This window comes from Acidovorax sacchari, assembly GCF_042847045.1.
GTDB classification, from domain to species: Bacteria; Pseudomonadota; Gammaproteobacteria; order Burkholderiales; family Burkholderiaceae_C; genus Paracidovorax; species Paracidovorax sacchari.
The window spans coordinates 127087-141026 of record NZ_AP035783.1 but is presented as its reverse complement, the minus strand read 5'-3'; the positions used below and the strand labels follow the sequence as shown (position 1 = coordinate 141026).

At 70.7% G+C, this 13940-nt stretch carries 12 protein-coding genes; 9 read left to right on the top strand and 3 right to left on the bottom strand.

Going from position 1 to position 13940, the window contains the following annotated elements:
• Positions 1–11: 11 nt before the first annotated feature.
• Positions 12–635: a TetR/AcrR family transcriptional regulator gene (locus ACGHC0_RS00660; protein WP_368353556.1), complete on the top strand. Its 624-nt coding sequence runs from the start codon at positions 12–14 to the stop codon at positions 633–635.
• Here ACGHC0_RS00660 and ACGHC0_RS00655 read toward each other — a convergent pair.
• On the bottom strand, positions 620–1540 hold the full coding sequence (locus ACGHC0_RS00655) for a LysR family transcriptional regulator ArgP (RefSeq protein WP_415267141.1): 921 nt from the start codon (positions 1538–1540) through the stop codon (positions 620–622). The genes ACGHC0_RS00660 and ACGHC0_RS00655 overlap by 16 nt on opposite strands.
• A gap of 95 nt (positions 1541–1635) precedes the next feature.
• Between ACGHC0_RS00655 and ACGHC0_RS00650 the strand changes: the two genes are divergently transcribed.
• The 6 genes from ACGHC0_RS00650 (at position 1636) to ACGHC0_RS00625 (ending at position 8456) form a co-directional block, all read left to right on the top strand.
• Positions 1636–2286, top strand: coding sequence for a LysE/ArgO family amino acid transporter (locus tag ACGHC0_RS00650; RefSeq protein ID WP_415267140.1), 651 nt, complete (start codon positions 1636–1638; stop codon positions 2284–2286).
• Positions 2283–2678, top strand: a complete 396-nt coding sequence (locus tag ACGHC0_RS00645; protein WP_415267139.1) for an ACT domain-containing protein — start codon at positions 2283–2285, stop codon at positions 2676–2678. The genes ACGHC0_RS00650 and ACGHC0_RS00645 overlap by 4 nt, the downstream gene beginning before the upstream one ends.
• Before the next feature lie 82 nt (positions 2679–2760).
• Positions 2761–3303, top strand: a complete 543-nt coding sequence (locus tag ACGHC0_RS00640) for a gamma carbonic anhydrase family protein (RefSeq protein ID WP_368353552.1) — start codon at positions 2761–2763, stop codon at positions 3301–3303.
• A 42-nt stretch (positions 3304–3345) separates the two neighbouring features.
• The gene (locus tag ACGHC0_RS00635) at positions 3346–4374 is read left to right on the top strand and encodes a GGDEF domain-containing protein (protein ID WP_368353551.1); all 1029 of its coding nucleotides are present in this window, start codon (positions 3346–3348) and stop codon (positions 4372–4374) included.
• 103 nt (positions 4375–4477) lie between these two features.
• The gene (locus ACGHC0_RS00630) at positions 4478–6388 is read left to right on the top strand and encodes a B12-binding domain-containing radical SAM protein (protein ID WP_368353550.1); all 1911 of its coding nucleotides are present in this window, start codon (positions 4478–4480) and stop codon (positions 6386–6388) included.
• Between the two features lie 205 nt (positions 6389–6593).
• Positions 6594–8456 carry a methyl-accepting chemotaxis protein gene (locus tag ACGHC0_RS00625; protein WP_415267138.1) on the top strand — a complete coding sequence of 621 codons (1863 nt, stop codon included), beginning with the start codon at positions 6594–6596 and terminating at the stop codon, positions 8454–8456.
• 55 nt (positions 8457–8511) lie between these two features.
• Here ACGHC0_RS00625 and ACGHC0_RS00620 read toward each other — a convergent pair whose 3' ends face one another.
• A complete protein-coding gene (locus ACGHC0_RS00620; RefSeq protein ID WP_415267137.1) occupies positions 8512–9939 on the bottom strand; it encodes a hypothetical protein in 1428 nt (475 codons plus the stop codon).
• Between the two features lie 212 nt (positions 9940–10151).
• Between ACGHC0_RS00620 and ACGHC0_RS00615 the strand changes: the two genes are divergently transcribed.
• Positions 10152–11453, top strand: a complete 1302-nt coding sequence (locus ACGHC0_RS00615) for a solute carrier family 23 protein (protein ID WP_415267136.1) — start codon at positions 10152–10154, stop codon at positions 11451–11453.
• 17 nt (positions 11454–11470) lie between these two features.
• On the opposite strand, the gene ACGHC0_RS00610 is transcribed toward ACGHC0_RS00615, so the two are convergent.
• A complete protein-coding gene (locus tag ACGHC0_RS00610; RefSeq protein WP_415267135.1) occupies positions 11471–12196 on the bottom strand; it encodes a zf-TFIIB domain-containing protein in 726 nt (241 codons plus the stop codon).
• 218 nt (positions 12197–12414) lie between these two features.
• Here ACGHC0_RS00610 and ACGHC0_RS00605 point away from each other — a divergent pair, with 218 nt between their 5' ends.
• Positions 12415–13938 (top strand): acetyl-CoA hydrolase/transferase family protein, encoded by a 1524-nt coding sequence (locus tag ACGHC0_RS00605; protein ID WP_415267134.1) that lies wholly within the window; start codon positions 12415–12417, stop codon positions 13936–13938.
• Positions 13939–13940: the final 2 nt, after the last annotated feature.

Here is a 13940-nt window from a genome sequence, read left to right as displayed (position 1 = left end):
AAAATATCTCCATGACAGCAGCCGACGTGCTCCCCCGCCTGACCGACCGCAAGCGCGAAGCCATCGTGCAGGCGGCCATCGCGGAGTTCCGCGAAAGCGGCTTCTCCGGCACCAGCATGGACCGTGTGGCGGCCGCCGCCGGTGTGTCGAAGCGCACGGTCTACAACCACTTCCCCAGCAAGGACGAGCTGTTCTCCGCCATCCTCGACCAGCTCTGGAACCGCAGCCACGCGCTGCCCGATCTGCGCCACGACGCCGACCGGCCGCTGCGGCAGCAACTGCTGGAGCTGATCGGCGGCAAGATGCAGCTCTTCAACGACCCGAGCTTCATGGACCTCTCGCGCGTGGTGATGGCCGAGATGCTGCACACGCCCGAACGTGCCAAGGCAATGGCCGAGCGCCTTTCCTCCAGGGAAGAAGGCCTGCCCGCCTGGATCCGCGACGCGCAGGAGGCGGGCCGGCTGCGCGCCGGTCCCGATCCGCTCTATGCCGCGCACCTGCTCATGGGCCAGCTCAAGACGCATGCCTTCTGGCCGCAACTCATCCTGGGCCAGCCGCCGCTGGACGCTGCCCAGCAGGCCCAGGTGCTGGACGACGCGGTGGACATGTTCCTGGGCTTCTACGCCCGCGGCTGAGGCTGCGGCGCGGGGCCCAGCACGCGGCGTGCCGCCTCCATCGCGCTGCGGGCCAGGCGCTCCAGCCGCGGCGGCTGTTGCCGCCAGCCGTGCCAGAAGAGGGCGACGTCGATGGCGGCCTCCGGCAGCACATCCACCAGTTCTCCCCGTTCCACGGCACCCGGGATCTGCAGTTCGGGCACCATGCCGTAGCCCAGCCCGCAGCGCACCGCGGCCACGAAGGGCTCGGACGCCGGGACGTAGTGGCTGGGGCATGCGCTGGCCTGCAGGCCGAAAACCTGGCGCAGGACCTGGGCCTGCAGGGCATCCTTGCGGTTGAAGACCACGACCGGCGCGCGGCGCGCCGAGGAGCGAGAGATGCCGCGCGGAAACCACTCCGCCGCGAACGCGGGCGACGCCACCAGCCGGTAGCGCATCGTCCCCAGCGGTTCGGCCACGCAGCCGCGCATGGCCTCCGGCTGCACGGAGATGCAGGCATGCACCAGCCCGGCCTCCAGCAGCGCATGCGTGTGCTCCTGGTCGTCCACCATGAGTTCCAGGGCGATGCGCTCGCGCTGCAGGGCGGGTGCCAGCGACGGCAGGAGCCAGGTGGCCAGCGAATCCGCGTTCACGGCCAGCGCGACGGGAGAAAACGCCGCGTCCCCGCCATCGCCGGCCAGGTCGGCCAGCAGTTCGCGCTCCATGGCCCGCGCGCGCTGCAGGTGCTGCAGCAGTTGCCGCCCGGCCCGCGTCGCCCGGCAGGGGCGGCCACGCACCAGCAGCGGCTGGCCGAGACGGGTTTCCAGCGCTCGCACCCGCAGCGACACCGCCGAGGGCGTCAGGTGCAGCGCGGCGGCGGCCTGCTCGAAACTGCCGGCCTCGGCCACGGCGAGGAAGGCTTCGCACTGTCTGGAATCAAGGTGCATGGCGGCCTGGATCGGGTTGATTGAGAAATTTTCGGCCTGGCCGATGAATACACAAGTTTGACTCAATTCCAGCGATGCGGTCCGAGAATGCCGTCATGTGGTGGACAACTTCCTTCCTGCAGGGCCTGGGTACCGGCGCGGGCCTGATCATCGCGATCGGGGCGCAGAACGTGCACGTGCTGCGCACGGGCCTGCAGCGACGGCACGTGGCGCTCACGGCATGGACCTGCATTGCCGTCGATGCCATGGCCATCGCAGCCGGCGTGGCGGGCATGGGCCTGCTGATCCAGGGGCAGCCCCTGCTGCTCGGCGCGGCCCGCTGGGGCGGTGCGGCCTTTCTCGCCTGGTATGGCCTGGCGGCGGCATGGCGGGCCCTGCGGGGCGGCGCCCGGCTGGGCGAAGGCACGGGCCAGGACGGCATGGACCCGGCCCGGGACAGCGGCTCGCGCCAGGCCCTGGCCGCCGTGCTGGCAGTGTCGCTGCTCAACCCCCATATGTACCTGGATACGGTGGTGCTGCTCGGCTCGCTGGGCGGGCAGCGGCCACCGCCCGAGCGCACTGCGTTCGCGGCCGGGGCGATCGCGGCCTCCACCGCGTGGTTCCTCTCTCTGAGCTTCGGCGCCCGGCTCCTGTCGCCCTGGTTCGCCCGGCCCTCGGCCTGGCGCGCGCTCGACGCCTTCGTGGCGGCCGTGATGCTGTCGCTGGCCGCCTTCCTCGCCTTCACGTCCCTTCCCTCCACACCATGACCCGTCCCCGCATCACCCTCGCACCCCTTCCCTTGCGCTATGCGGTGGCGCGCCTCGCGCCCTCGTCGGCATTCCCGGACTGGGCGGATGGCGACGGCTTCGTCTCGATCACGCGCACCTCCGAGGAGCTGTCGGTGGTCTGCCGGCAGGAGCGGGTGCCGACCCACGTGCAGGCCGAGCGGGACTGGAAGGCGTTCCGCTTCGTCGGCCCGTTCGCCTTCGGTGCCACCGGGATCGTGCTGTCCGTGATACAGCCGCTGTCGGAGGCGGGCATCGGCGTGTTCGTGGTGTCGACCTTCGACGGCGACCACCTCCTGCTGCAGGAGCGCGATGCAGCCGCCGGGCAGGCCCTCCTGCTGGCAGCGGGCCACGCCGTTCTGCCGGAAACCTGAGCCCCGGGCTGCGGCGCGGCCCGGCGTGCCTTACGCTCCGGGGTCACGCCTCTTCGTTTTCCGGCCCCGGCCGCCTCCGCCCATGCCTCTCTCCCCCTATCTCGACGCCACGCCCACGATGGACGAAGGCGTGTTCATCCATGCCTCCGCCCAGGTGATCGGCGACGTGCACCTGGGGCGGGACGCGTCCGTCTGGTGCAATGCCGTGCTGCGCGGCGACGTGCACCGCATCACGGTCGGCGAGGGCTCCAACGTGCAGGACCTGAGCATGGGCCACGTGTCCCACCGCCACCCGGGCAAGCCGGACGGCTCGCCCCTGGTCATCGGCAGCCACGTGACCATCGGGCATTCGGCCATCCTGCACGGCTGCCGCATCGGCGACGAATGCCTCATCGGCATGGGCAGCATCGTGATGGACGATGCGGTCATCGGCGACCAGGTGATGCTCGGCGCCGGCAGCCTGGTGCCGCCGGGCAAGGTGCTGGAGCGCGGCTCGCTCTACATCGGCCGGCCCGCCGTGCGCCAGCGTGCGCTGACGCCGCAGGAGATCGCCTATCTGCGCTACTCGGCGGAGCATTACATCCGCGTCAAGAACAATTACCTGGCCGCACCGCCCCAGGACTGAGCGCTCGACAGGCCCATGCGGATCATCTAATCTCATTCCCGCATGACCCCTTTCCTCGAGCAACTGTCCGGCTCGGTCTCCACGGCGCGCAACCTGGAAGACCTCACGCGCCCGTTGCTGGAGATACTGTCGGTAGTGACGGGGCTGGAATCCACCTACCTGACGTCCATCGACGAAGCGCAGGGCACCCTCCGGATCCTGCACGCGCGCAATGCCGGCACGCTACAGATCCCCGAAGGCCTGGTCACCTCCTGGGACCAGACGCCGTGCAAGCGGGCGCTGGACGAGGGCCTGCGCTACGCCAGCGACATTTCCAGCCGCTGGGCAGACCTGGCGGTCGTGCGCGACCTGGGCCTGCGGGCCTATGCCAGCATGCCCGTGCGCACCGCGGACGGCCGGCTGTGCGGCACCCTGTGCGCGGCCAGCACGCGGGCCCGGCCCGCCACGCCCGACACCGAGCACATCCTCACGCTCTTCGCCCATCTGATCGGGCAGCAGATCGAACGCGAGCAGCTGATCAAGGAACTGGTCGCCGCCAACGAACGGCTGGCCCGGTACGCCTCGACCGACGCACTGACGGGACTGCCGAACCGCCGGGCACTCATCGAAGCGCTCACGCGGCTGCTGTCGCAGGGCCAGCGCCGGCAGGCGGAGGTGCTGGTCGCCTTCATCGACCTGGACAGCTTCAAGTCGATCAACGACCGCCATGGACATGAAGTGGGCGACCAGTTCCTCGCCGCCATCGCGCAGCGGCTGCGGGCGGTGCTGCGCGAAGAAGACGTGGTGGCCCGCATGGGAGGCGACGAATTCGTGGTGGCGGCCCTCGGCACGCACGCTGGAGATACGGCTTCCTGCACGCAGGAATCCTTCCGGGAGCGCGTCGCCCGGGCCACGCAGGGGCGGTTCGACCTTCCGGACGCCACGCTAGCTTACGAAGGGGCCAGCGTGGGCGCCATCGCCGTGCCGCCGGAGCGACCGCTCACGGCAGAGCAGGCCCTGGACCGGGCCGACCGGCAGATGTACGAGGTCAAGCAGGCCCGGCGGCTGGCACGGCAGGCCCCTGAGTCCTGAGGAGAGGCCGGCGGCATCCCCGCTGGATACGCCGCAGTGCCCCCTGGCCGGCACGCCGTGCGGCCCGCCGGGATAATCGGCGTCTTCCTGCCCCACGTTGTCCATGCCCGATTCCGCCTGCCGCGTGCTGGCCGTCATCCCGCCGATGACGCAGCTCAACACGCCCTACCCCTCCACCGCCTACCTCACGGGCTTTTTGCGCTCGCGCGGCGTCGCGGCCTTCCAGGAAGACCTGGCGCTGGCCCTGGTGCTGCGCCTGCTCTCGCCCGAAGGACTGAAGGACGTGGCAGAGCGGGTGCAGGCGATTCCCCCGAAGCGGCGCAGCCCCGCCGTGCAGTCCTTCGCGGCCCGGCAGGACCGGTATCTGGCCACCATCGGCCCGGCCATCGCCTTCCTGCAGGGACGCGACAGCACGCTGGCGCACCGCATCGCCGGGCGCCACTACCTGCCCGAAGGGCCGCGCTTCGCCTCGCTCGATGTCTATGTCGATGACGAAGGCGGCGATCCGCTGGGCTGGGCCTTCGGCGCCCTGGGCCTGCAGGACAAGGCCAAGCACCTGGCCACGCTCTACCTGAACGACCTGGCCGACGTGCTGCGCGATGCGGTGGACGAGCGCTTCGAGTTCGTGCGCTATGCCGAATCGCTCGCCGGCAGCCAGCCCACCTTCGATCCGCTGGCCGATGCCCTGGCCGCCCCGCCCACGCTGGTGGACGAACTGCTCGCGCAACTCACGCACGAAGCCGTCGAGCGCCACCAGCCCACCGTGGTGCTGCTCTCGGTGCCCTTTCCCGGCTCGGTCTATGCGGCGTTCCGCATCGCCCAGGCCATCAAGGCGCGGCACCCGCACATCGCCACGGTGCTGGGAGGGGGTTTCGTGAACACCGAGCTGCGCGAGCTGTCGGACCCGCGCGTGTTCGACTTCTTCGACTACGTCACGCTCGATGCCGGAGAACGCCCGCTGCTGGCGCTGCTGGAACACCTGGAGGGTCGCCGCGGCAGGCAGCGCCTGGTGCGTACCTTCGTGCGCCCGGAGGACGGCACGGTGCAGTACGTGAACATGATGGAAGCCGACGTCGCCTTCGCCGAGGTCGGCACGCCCACCTGGGACGGCCTGCCGCTGGACCGCTACCTGTCGCTGCTGGACATGCTCAACCCCATGCACCGGCTCTGGAGCGACGGGCGCTGGAACAAGCTCACGGTGGCGCACGGCTGCTACTGGAAGAAGTGCAGCTTCTGCGACGTGGGCCTGGACTACATCGGCCGCTACGAGGGCGCCAGCGCCCAGGTGCTGGCCGACCGCATCGAGGCCATCGTCGCAGAGACCGGCCAGACGGGCTTCCATTTCGTCGATGAGGCCGCGCCGCCGAAGGCACTCAAGGCGCTGGCCACCGAACTGATCGAGCGCAATGCAGGCATCAGCTGGTGGGGCAACGTGCGCTTCGAGAAGACCTTCACGCCCGAGCTGGCCGAGCTGCTCGCCGATTCGGGCTGCATCGCCATATCGGGCGGGCTGGAAGTGGCGTCGGACCGGCTGCTGGCGCTGATGAAGAAGGGCGTATCGGTGGACCAGGTGGCCCGCGTGACGCGCGCCTTCAGCGATGCAGGCATCCTGGTGCATGCCTACCTGATGTACGGTTTTCCCACCCAGACCGTGCAGGACACGGTGGATGCGCTGGAATACGTGCGCCAGCTGTTCGCCAACGGCTGCATCCAGAGCGGCTTCTTCCACCGCTTCGCCTGCACCGTGCATTCGCCCGTGGGGCAGAACCCGGCGGAATACGGGGTCACCCTGGCGCCACTGCCGCCCGGCGGCTTCGCGAAGAACGACGTGGCGTTCATCGACCCGACCGGCGTGGACCACGACGCCCTGGGCGCAGGCCTCAAGAAGGCCATCTACAACTACATGCACGGGATCGGGCTGGAAGAGGACGTGCGGGCATGGTTTCCTTTCCATGTACCGAAAACCACGGTGAACCGGCGCAGGATCGAGCGCGCGCTCGAGGCGCGCGCCTGACAGGCCGGCCGGGGACCCTGTTCGTTTTGCGCGCGCGCAACACCTGCGCGCATTGCCGGTCCAGGCTGCAGGCGCAATGCGCGGCCGCCAAGCAGTCTGTTTCTTTTTGTCACATACTGTCAGTCTGTCTTGGCTCCGCGCCAGAATGGCGTGTCTGCGCCGGTTCCAACGGCCCCGAGTCACCGCTCCCGCTCAGAAAGTTCACATGCAATTCCTTCGCCGTCTCTCGCTGGGGTCCCGGCTCGCGCTGGGCTTCGGCCTGCTGCTCCTGCTGCTGGCCATCGTCACCGGAATGGGCATCGCCCGCATGTCCACGCTCGACCACACGTCGCAGCAGCTCACCTCCGAGTACTACGCCAAGGCGAACGCCAGCCAGCGCATGAGCTACCTGGTGCTGGACATCGCCCGCGCCGCCCGCAACATCATCATCCTGGAGGATGCGGCGCAGATGGCCAGCAACAAGGCCGTCATCGACAAGAACATCGCCGAGTTCGCCGATACGATCGCCCGGCTGCGCCAGATGGAGACGTCGCCCGCAACGCGCAGCCTGATCGATGCCACCGAAGCCACGAGCAAGGAATACCTCGCGTTCACGGCCGACGTGACCAGGCTCGGGCTCGCCAACCAGAACATCGAAGGCCAGAAGCTGCTGTTCGGCCCGCGCTACAAGATCCAGGGCGAGCTGCTCGGGCAACTGGCCCAGCTCGTGAAGCAGTACGAAGGCGAAATGCAGCAGGCCAGCGCGCACGCCCATGCCACCTTCCTGCAGTCCGCCACCATCCTCGGGGTGGTGGCCGGGATCGCCGTGCTGGTGGGCGTGGCCGGCGCCATGCTGATCACCCGCTCCATCACGGTCCCCATGTCGCAGGCCGTAGGCATGGCCCAGGCCGTGGCCGAAGGCGACCTCACCCGCACGATGGACGACACCGGCCGCGACGAGGCCGCGCTGCTGCTGCGCTCCCTGCAGACCATGAACGGCAACCTCACGCGCGTGGTGCACCAGATCCGGCAGGCGAGCGACTCCATCGCCACCGGCTCCTCGCAGATCGCCAGCGGCAACTCCGATCTCTCCCAGCGCACGGAGTCGCAGGCGTCCAGCCTGCAGCAGACCGCGGCCTCCATGGAGGAAATGAGCGCGACCATCCGCCAGAATGCGGACACGGCGCGCACGGCCAGCCAGCTCGCATCCACCGCCAGCCAGGCCGCGAGCCGGGGCGGCGATGTCATGGGCCAGGTGGTCGCGACCATGCAGGACATCTCGGGCAGCTCCAACAAGATCGCCGACATCATCGGCGTGATCGACGGCATCGCCTTCCAGACCAACATCCTGGCGCTGAACGCGGCCGTGGAAGCCGCCCGCGCGGGCGAGCAGGGCCGCGGATTCGCGGTGGTGGCCGGCGAGGTGCGCGCGCTCGCGGGCCGCAGCGCCGAGGCCGCCAAGGAGATCAAGAACCTCATCGGCCAGAGCGTGGAGAAGGTCGGCACGGGCACGCGCCTGGTGGACGAGGCCGGCGCCACCATGTCCGACATCGTGCAGCAGGTGCAGCGCGTGAGCGACCTGATCGCCGAGATCGACGCCGCCACGCGCGAGCAGAGCGAGGGCATCGGCCAGGTGAACGCGGCCGTTTCCCAGCTCGACCAGGCCACGCAGCAGAACGCCGCGCTGGTCGAGGAATCCGCTGCAGCGGCCGGCAGCCTGCAGCAGCAGGCTGTCCGCCTGACCGAGGCGGTGGGCGTATTCCGCCTTTCCGGCATGGCCGAGCGCGCAGCGCCTGCGCCGGCTCCTGTCCACACCGCTGCCGCCACGCCCCACGCCATTCCTGCACGCCCGGCAGCACGCCCCTCCGCTGCGGCCTCCACGGCCCTGGGCGGTGGCAAGGCACCGGCCGCGCAACTGGGCAGCACGCCCCCGGCCCCGTCCAGGCCCGCGCAACCGGCGCCGCGCGCCGCCAAGGCGCCCGCGGCACCCAAGGCATCCAGGGCACCGGCCCTGCCGGCAGCCGCACCCAAGCCCGCCGCGAAGCCGGCCGCGCACAGCAACGCCGACGACGACTGGACCACGTTCTGAGCTCCCCGGGAGCCGGCCAGCGATCACGGGGCGCCTTCGGGCGCCCTGTTCTTTTTCAGTCCGGGTCCCGCCGCACCGGAGGCAGGCGGCGTGGTGCCGGCGGCTCCTGCCTGTCTTCGCCACCGAAGATGCGCCGCACGGTTTCGCCGATGCGCGCGCCCAGGGCCGTGCCCACGCCGGGCGCGACCACCGTGCCCACCGCGGCGCCGGCCAGCGCGGCTGGCGGCAGGGCCAGCGTGGGGTCTTTCACCGTGCCGCCGAATTCGAGCGGCACGCCCACGATGCCATCCACCAGGTCCACGGCCACGTGGCCGCTCACGCGCTGGTTCTGGATGACGGCGTCGCCGGTGGCGGTAAGCGCCCCGGAGGTCGCCTTCAGGTCGCTGTAGCGCACGATGGTGCCGCCGGAGTCGGCCTCGGTGCGCACGATGCCCGCCAGGCTGTCGAGCTGGGTCGTGCCGCCCTTGTCGCTGCCGGCGCTGCGGATGGCGGCCTCCAGGTCGAAGGTCAGCAGCTTCGCCCGGGCCACCGTGAAGGACGTGCGCGTCTGGAGCGCCCGCATCGCCGCGGCCGGGTCGTCGCCCTCGGCGATCAGGTCGGTATGCCCGCTTGCCCTGCCCGACACGATGGATCGGCGCTCGAAGGCGTTCATGACCCCCACCACGTCCACCCCGGAGAAATCGAGCGAGCCGGTCACCCGGTAGCGCTCGCCGAACTCCTGCAGCCGCAGTTCACCGCGCTCGGTGCGCCCGCCGGCCGTCACGTCGGCGCGCCAGCGGTCCTCGCCGCCTTCGCGCTCGATGGCCATGCGCGCGGGCGGCGAAGCGCCCTCGCGCTCCAGCAGTCCGCGCACGGGGCGCCATGCGGCCCCGAAATCCACGGAGCCGCCGTAGGCCAGGTCGCGCCCCTGCCGCCCGATCCAGCGCACGCCCTGCCATTCGGCGCGCTCCACCGGCACCTCGGCGAGCGTGAAGGGCCCGAAGCCGGCCGGACCGTCCTCCCCCGCGTCGCGCACCTTGAACTGCGAGAGCGACAGCTGCGGGATGGCCGCGCCCTCCAGCTGCAGCCGTGCGAGGGCCAGGCGCAGGCGCAGCAGGTCGGACCAGCGCGCGTCGGCCACGATGCGGTCCGCCGAGACGGGGGCCTCCTGCTCGGTGTGCACGCCGTGCAGCACCACCCGGGGCGCGGGCAGCAGATGCCATTCGAGGCGGTCCACCACGACGGGCACGCCCAGCCAGTCGCCGGCACCGTCGCCCGCGCGCCGGGCAAGTTCCTCGTCGGACGGCAGCCACCACCACAGCGCGGCGCCCGCCACCAGCACGAGGGCGCCCGCGACGGCCACGCCGCCCAGCGTCCAACGCAGGACCCGGCCCCAGGGAGGGCGGGCACCAGGGCGCCGACCGCCGCCCGGTTCGGCCCGGGAGGCGGGCACGGGCGCGTCGGCCGGGCCGGCGGGCGGAATGGAAGAGGGGGACGTGGGCACGCTGCGCGATCCAGAGGACAGGCCACCTTACCGCAGCCATTGCACTGCACGGGTCGTCCCATTCCTACTCCCGCGTGGGCGGGCGTCGCCAGCGCCTACACTCGCGACGCTTCCCGGCACCACCCTTTCCCGACCACCGCGCGGGCGCGGCCACGCCCTGCCCGCCCGGAACACCCAGAACGCCAGCCCCAACGTCCAAGGAGCCCATCGCCGTGTCCACCCCCTCTTCTTCCTATTTCACCCGCTGGCGGCTGGCCTCGCCCGCCGAGGGCGCCGTGGTCGCCCCCGACGAGCGCCTGCCCTGGGGGCATACCGCCGCCATGGGCGTGCAGCACGTGATCGCCATGTTCGGCGCCACCGTGCTCGCGCCCATCCTCATGGGCTTCGATCCCAACGTGGCCATCCTGATGAGCGGCCTGGGCACGCTGATCTTCTTCCTCGTGACGGGCGGCCGCGTGCCGAGCTACCTGGGTTCGAGCTTCGCCTTCATCGGCGTGGTGATCGCCGCCACGGGCTATGCGGGCCCGGGCCCGAACGCCAACATGGCCGTGGCGCTGGGCGGCATCATTGCCTGCGGCCTGCTCTACACCGTGATCGGCGCGGTCGTGCAGGCCGTGGGCACGGGCTGGATCGAACGCTGCATGCCGCCCGTGGTGACGGGCGCGGTGGTGGCGGTGATCGGGCTCAACCTCGCGCAGGTGCCCATCAAGAACATGGCGGCCAACAATTTCGAGAGCTGGATGCAGGCCGCCACCTTCGTCTGCGTGGGCCTGGTCGCCGTGCTCACGCGCGGCATGCTGCAGCGGCTGCTGATCCTCGTGGGCCTGATCGCCGCCAGCGTGCTGTACGCGCTGCTCACCAACGGCCTGGGGCTGGGCAAGCCGATGGACCTCTCCGGCGTCCTGGCCGCGCCCTGGCTGGGCCTGCCGCGCTTCGCCGCGCCCGCCTTCAGCGCGCCGGCCATGCTGCTGATCGCGCCCGTGGCCGTGATCCTGGTGGCCGAGAACCTCGGCCACGTGAAGGCCGTCACGGCCATGACCGGCCGCAACCTCGACCGCTACATGGGCCGCGCCTTCATCGGGGACGGCATCGCCACCATGGCGAGCGGCGCGGTGGGCGGCACGGGCGTGACCACGTATGCCGAGAACATCGGCGTGATGGCCGCCACCAAGATCTACTCCACCGCCGTGTTCCTCGTGGCCGGCCTGATCGCCCTGGTGCTGGGCTTTTCGCCGAAGTTCGGCGCACTGATCCAGGCAATTCCGCTGCCGGTGATGGGTGGCGTCTCGATCGTGGTGTTCGGCCTCATCGCCGTGGCGGGCGCCAAGATCTGGGTGGACAACCGCGTGGACTTCTCGGACAACAGGAACCTGATCGTGGCCGCCATCACGCTCATCATCGGCACGGGCGACTTCACGCTCAAGTTCGGCGACTTCGCGCTCGGCGGCATCGGCACCGCCACCTTCGGCGCGATCGGGCTCTACGCGCTGCTGAACCTGCGCCGGGGCCGCTGATCCGGGCCTGCAGCCGCTCAGCGCTTCAGCAGCGACCAGACCAGTTCCACCCCGGCAGAAAGCAGGTCGAAGCGCTCGGAGGTTGTGGAGGTGAACGCCTCCCGCTGGCGCTCCCTCCGCTCCCGCTCGCGGTCGCGCTCCATGGCGATGAGCGCGTCGGCCAGGGCCTCGGGCCGTGCGGGCTCGGCCGCCACCTGCGCAGCGCGTGCGTGGCGCTCCAGCGCCTTGTCCACCGCCTGCGGGTCGAGCAGCGACAGGGCGGAGCGGCAGTACGGGCAGGCATGGTCGTTGCGGATATCCACCGCGCCGCCGCAGGCCGTGCACGCGATGGTGCCCACGCGCTCGGCCAGCGCATCGATTTCCAGCGGCGAGAGGTGGCGCACGAAGCCCTTCTCCACCATGAAGGAGCCGAAGGTGCTGAACCGGCCGTGGCGCGCAGCGCAGCGGTAGGTGCGGTAGCGTCCGCCCTGGCCCAGGTCGAATCCCGGCTCCAGCGCCTTCGTGCAGCGCGGGCACTGCATGCGCTCGGCAAGCGGGCGGTGCGCGTCCCCGCGGTGCCGGTGCAGCAGTTCGAACAGTTCCAGCACCGCGCCCGGCGCGAGCCGCGTGTTTTCCCGTGGATCGAACCACAGGCCCTGGCAGGCGAAGCACAGGTCGATGTGCAGATCCCCACCGTCGCGCGCGGCGAAGCGGTGGTTCTCGGCGGGCTGGCGGCAGGAGGGGCAGAGGCTGGGCGCGGGCATCGCGGTGCATGTTACGGCACGGCCCGGTCCGTCCACACAGCCGGCCCGTGGCCTCGCGCCGCCCCGTGCTGCACGCCTGCCGTCGCGCACGCAATGTCGGCCGCGTCACGCTGCGGCGTCCCGGACCGCCCAGCCTGCAGCTCGGCCGTGCCAGGGCGCTAAGATTTTTGCATCCGCCTCCTCCCGGCTTTCCACGCGGCCTTGCGCCCGGCTCTTCCATGCCTTCCTTCGATACTTCCCGCATCCAATGCCCCGTCCTGCGGGACAAGCTCATGACGGCCGAGCAGGCCGCCGCCCTCATCCCGAACGGCGCGCGCGTCGGCATGAGCGGCTTCACCGGCGCCGGCTACCCCAAGGCGATCCCTCCCGCGCTCGCCACCCGCATCGAGACGCTGCACGCCGCGGGCGAACCCTTCAGCATCGGCCTGTGGACAGGCGCCTCCACCGCGCCGGAGCTCGACGGCGCGCTCGCCAAGGTGGGCGGCGTGAACATGCGCATGCCCTACCAGTCCGACCCGACCTGCCGCGCTCAGATCAACGCGGGCAAGATGCAGTACGTGGACGCCCACCTCTCCCACGTGGCGCCGTACGTGTGGTTCGGCTTCTGGGGCCGGCTCGACGTGGCCGTGATCGAGGTGGCCGGCGTGCTGCCCGACGGGCGGCTGATCCCGTCGTCCTCCGTGGGCAACAACAAGACCTGGCTCGATCAGGCCGACAAGATCATCCTGGAGGTGAATGCCTGGCAGCCCGAAGGGCTGGACGGCATGCACGACATCTACTACGGCACCGACCTGCCGCCCAACCGCGTGCCGATCCCGCTGGTCAAGCCCGGCGACCGCATCGGGGAGCCCTACCTCCGCTGCGACCCGGCCAAGGTGGTGGCCGTGGTGCCCACCCATTCGCCGGACCGCAACTCCGTCTTCAACCCGCCCGACGACACCTCCCGGCGCATCGCGGGCCACATCATCGAGTTCCTGGAGCACGAAGTGCGGCACGGACGGCTGCCGCCCACGCTGCTGCCGCTGCAGTCGGGCGTGGGCAACATCGCCAACGCCGTGCTGGCGGGGCTGGACGCCGGTCCCTTCCAGCACCTCACGGCCTACACTGAGGTGCTGCAGGACGGCATGCTGGACATGCTGCGCTCCGGCACGCTGGACAGCGCCTCGGCCACCGCCCTGTCGCTCAGCCCCGCAGCCACCGAGGAATTCACCCGCAACATCGGCTTCTACCGCGAACGCATCGTGCTGCGCCCGCAGGAGATCAGCAACCACCCCGAGCTGATCCGCCGGCTGGGCCTCATCTCGATGAACGGCATGATCGAGGCCGACATCTACGGCAACGTGAACTCCACGCACGTGATGGGCTCGTCGATCATGAACGGCATCGGCGGCTCGGGCGACTACGCGCGCAATGCCTACCTTTCGATCTTCATGACGCCCTCGCTCGCCAAGGGCGGCAGCATCTCGTGCATCGTGCCCATGGCCTCGCACGTGGACCACACCGAGCACGACGTGCAAATCCTCGTCACCGAGCAGGGCCTGGCGGACCTGCGCGGCCTCTCGCCCTCGCAGCGCTCGGAGGTGGTGATCGAACGCTGCGCGCATCCCGACTTCCGCCCCGCCCTGCGCGACTACGTGGCCCGCGCCCGCGCGAGCGGCTGCGGCCTGCATACGCCGCACCTGCTGGGCGAGGCGCTGTCCTGGCACGAGCGGTACCTGCGCACCGGCACCATGCGCGCCTGAAG

Bases quoted from the DNA above. Each gene is read 5' to 3' on its own strand.
- ACGHC0_RS00660 (WP_368353556.1), top strand. From the start codon at position 12: ATGACAGCAGCCGACGTGCTCCCCCGCCTGACCGACCGCAAGCGCGAA.
- ACGHC0_RS00655 (WP_415267141.1), bottom strand. From the start codon at position 1,540: ATGCACCTTGATTCCAGACAGTGCGAAGCCTTCCTCGCCGTGGCCGAG.
- ACGHC0_RS00650 (WP_415267140.1), top strand. From the start codon at position 1,636: ATGTGGTGGACAACTTCCTTCCTGCAGGGCCTGGGTACCGGCGCGGGC.
- ACGHC0_RS00645 (WP_415267139.1), top strand. From the start codon at position 2,283: ATGACCCGTCCCCGCATCACCCTCGCACCCCTTCCCTTGCGCTATGCG.
- ACGHC0_RS00640 (WP_368353552.1), top strand. From the start codon at position 2,761: ATGCCTCTCTCCCCCTATCTCGACGCCACGCCCACGATGGACGAAGGC.
- ACGHC0_RS00635 (WP_368353551.1), top strand. From the start codon at position 3,346: ATGACCCCTTTCCTCGAGCAACTGTCCGGCTCGGTCTCCACGGCGCGC.
- ACGHC0_RS00630 (WP_368353550.1), top strand. From the start codon at position 4,478: ATGCCCGATTCCGCCTGCCGCGTGCTGGCCGTCATCCCGCCGATGACG.
- ACGHC0_RS00625 (WP_415267138.1), top strand. From the start codon at position 6,594: ATGCAATTCCTTCGCCGTCTCTCGCTGGGGTCCCGGCTCGCGCTGGGC.
- ACGHC0_RS00610 (WP_415267135.1), bottom strand. From the start codon at position 12,196: ATGCCCGCGCCCAGCCTCTGCCCCTCCTGCCGCCAGCCCGCCGAGAAC.
- ACGHC0_RS00605 (WP_415267134.1), top strand. From the start codon at position 12,415: ATGCCTTCCTTCGATACTTCCCGCATCCAATGCCCCGTCCTGCGGGAC.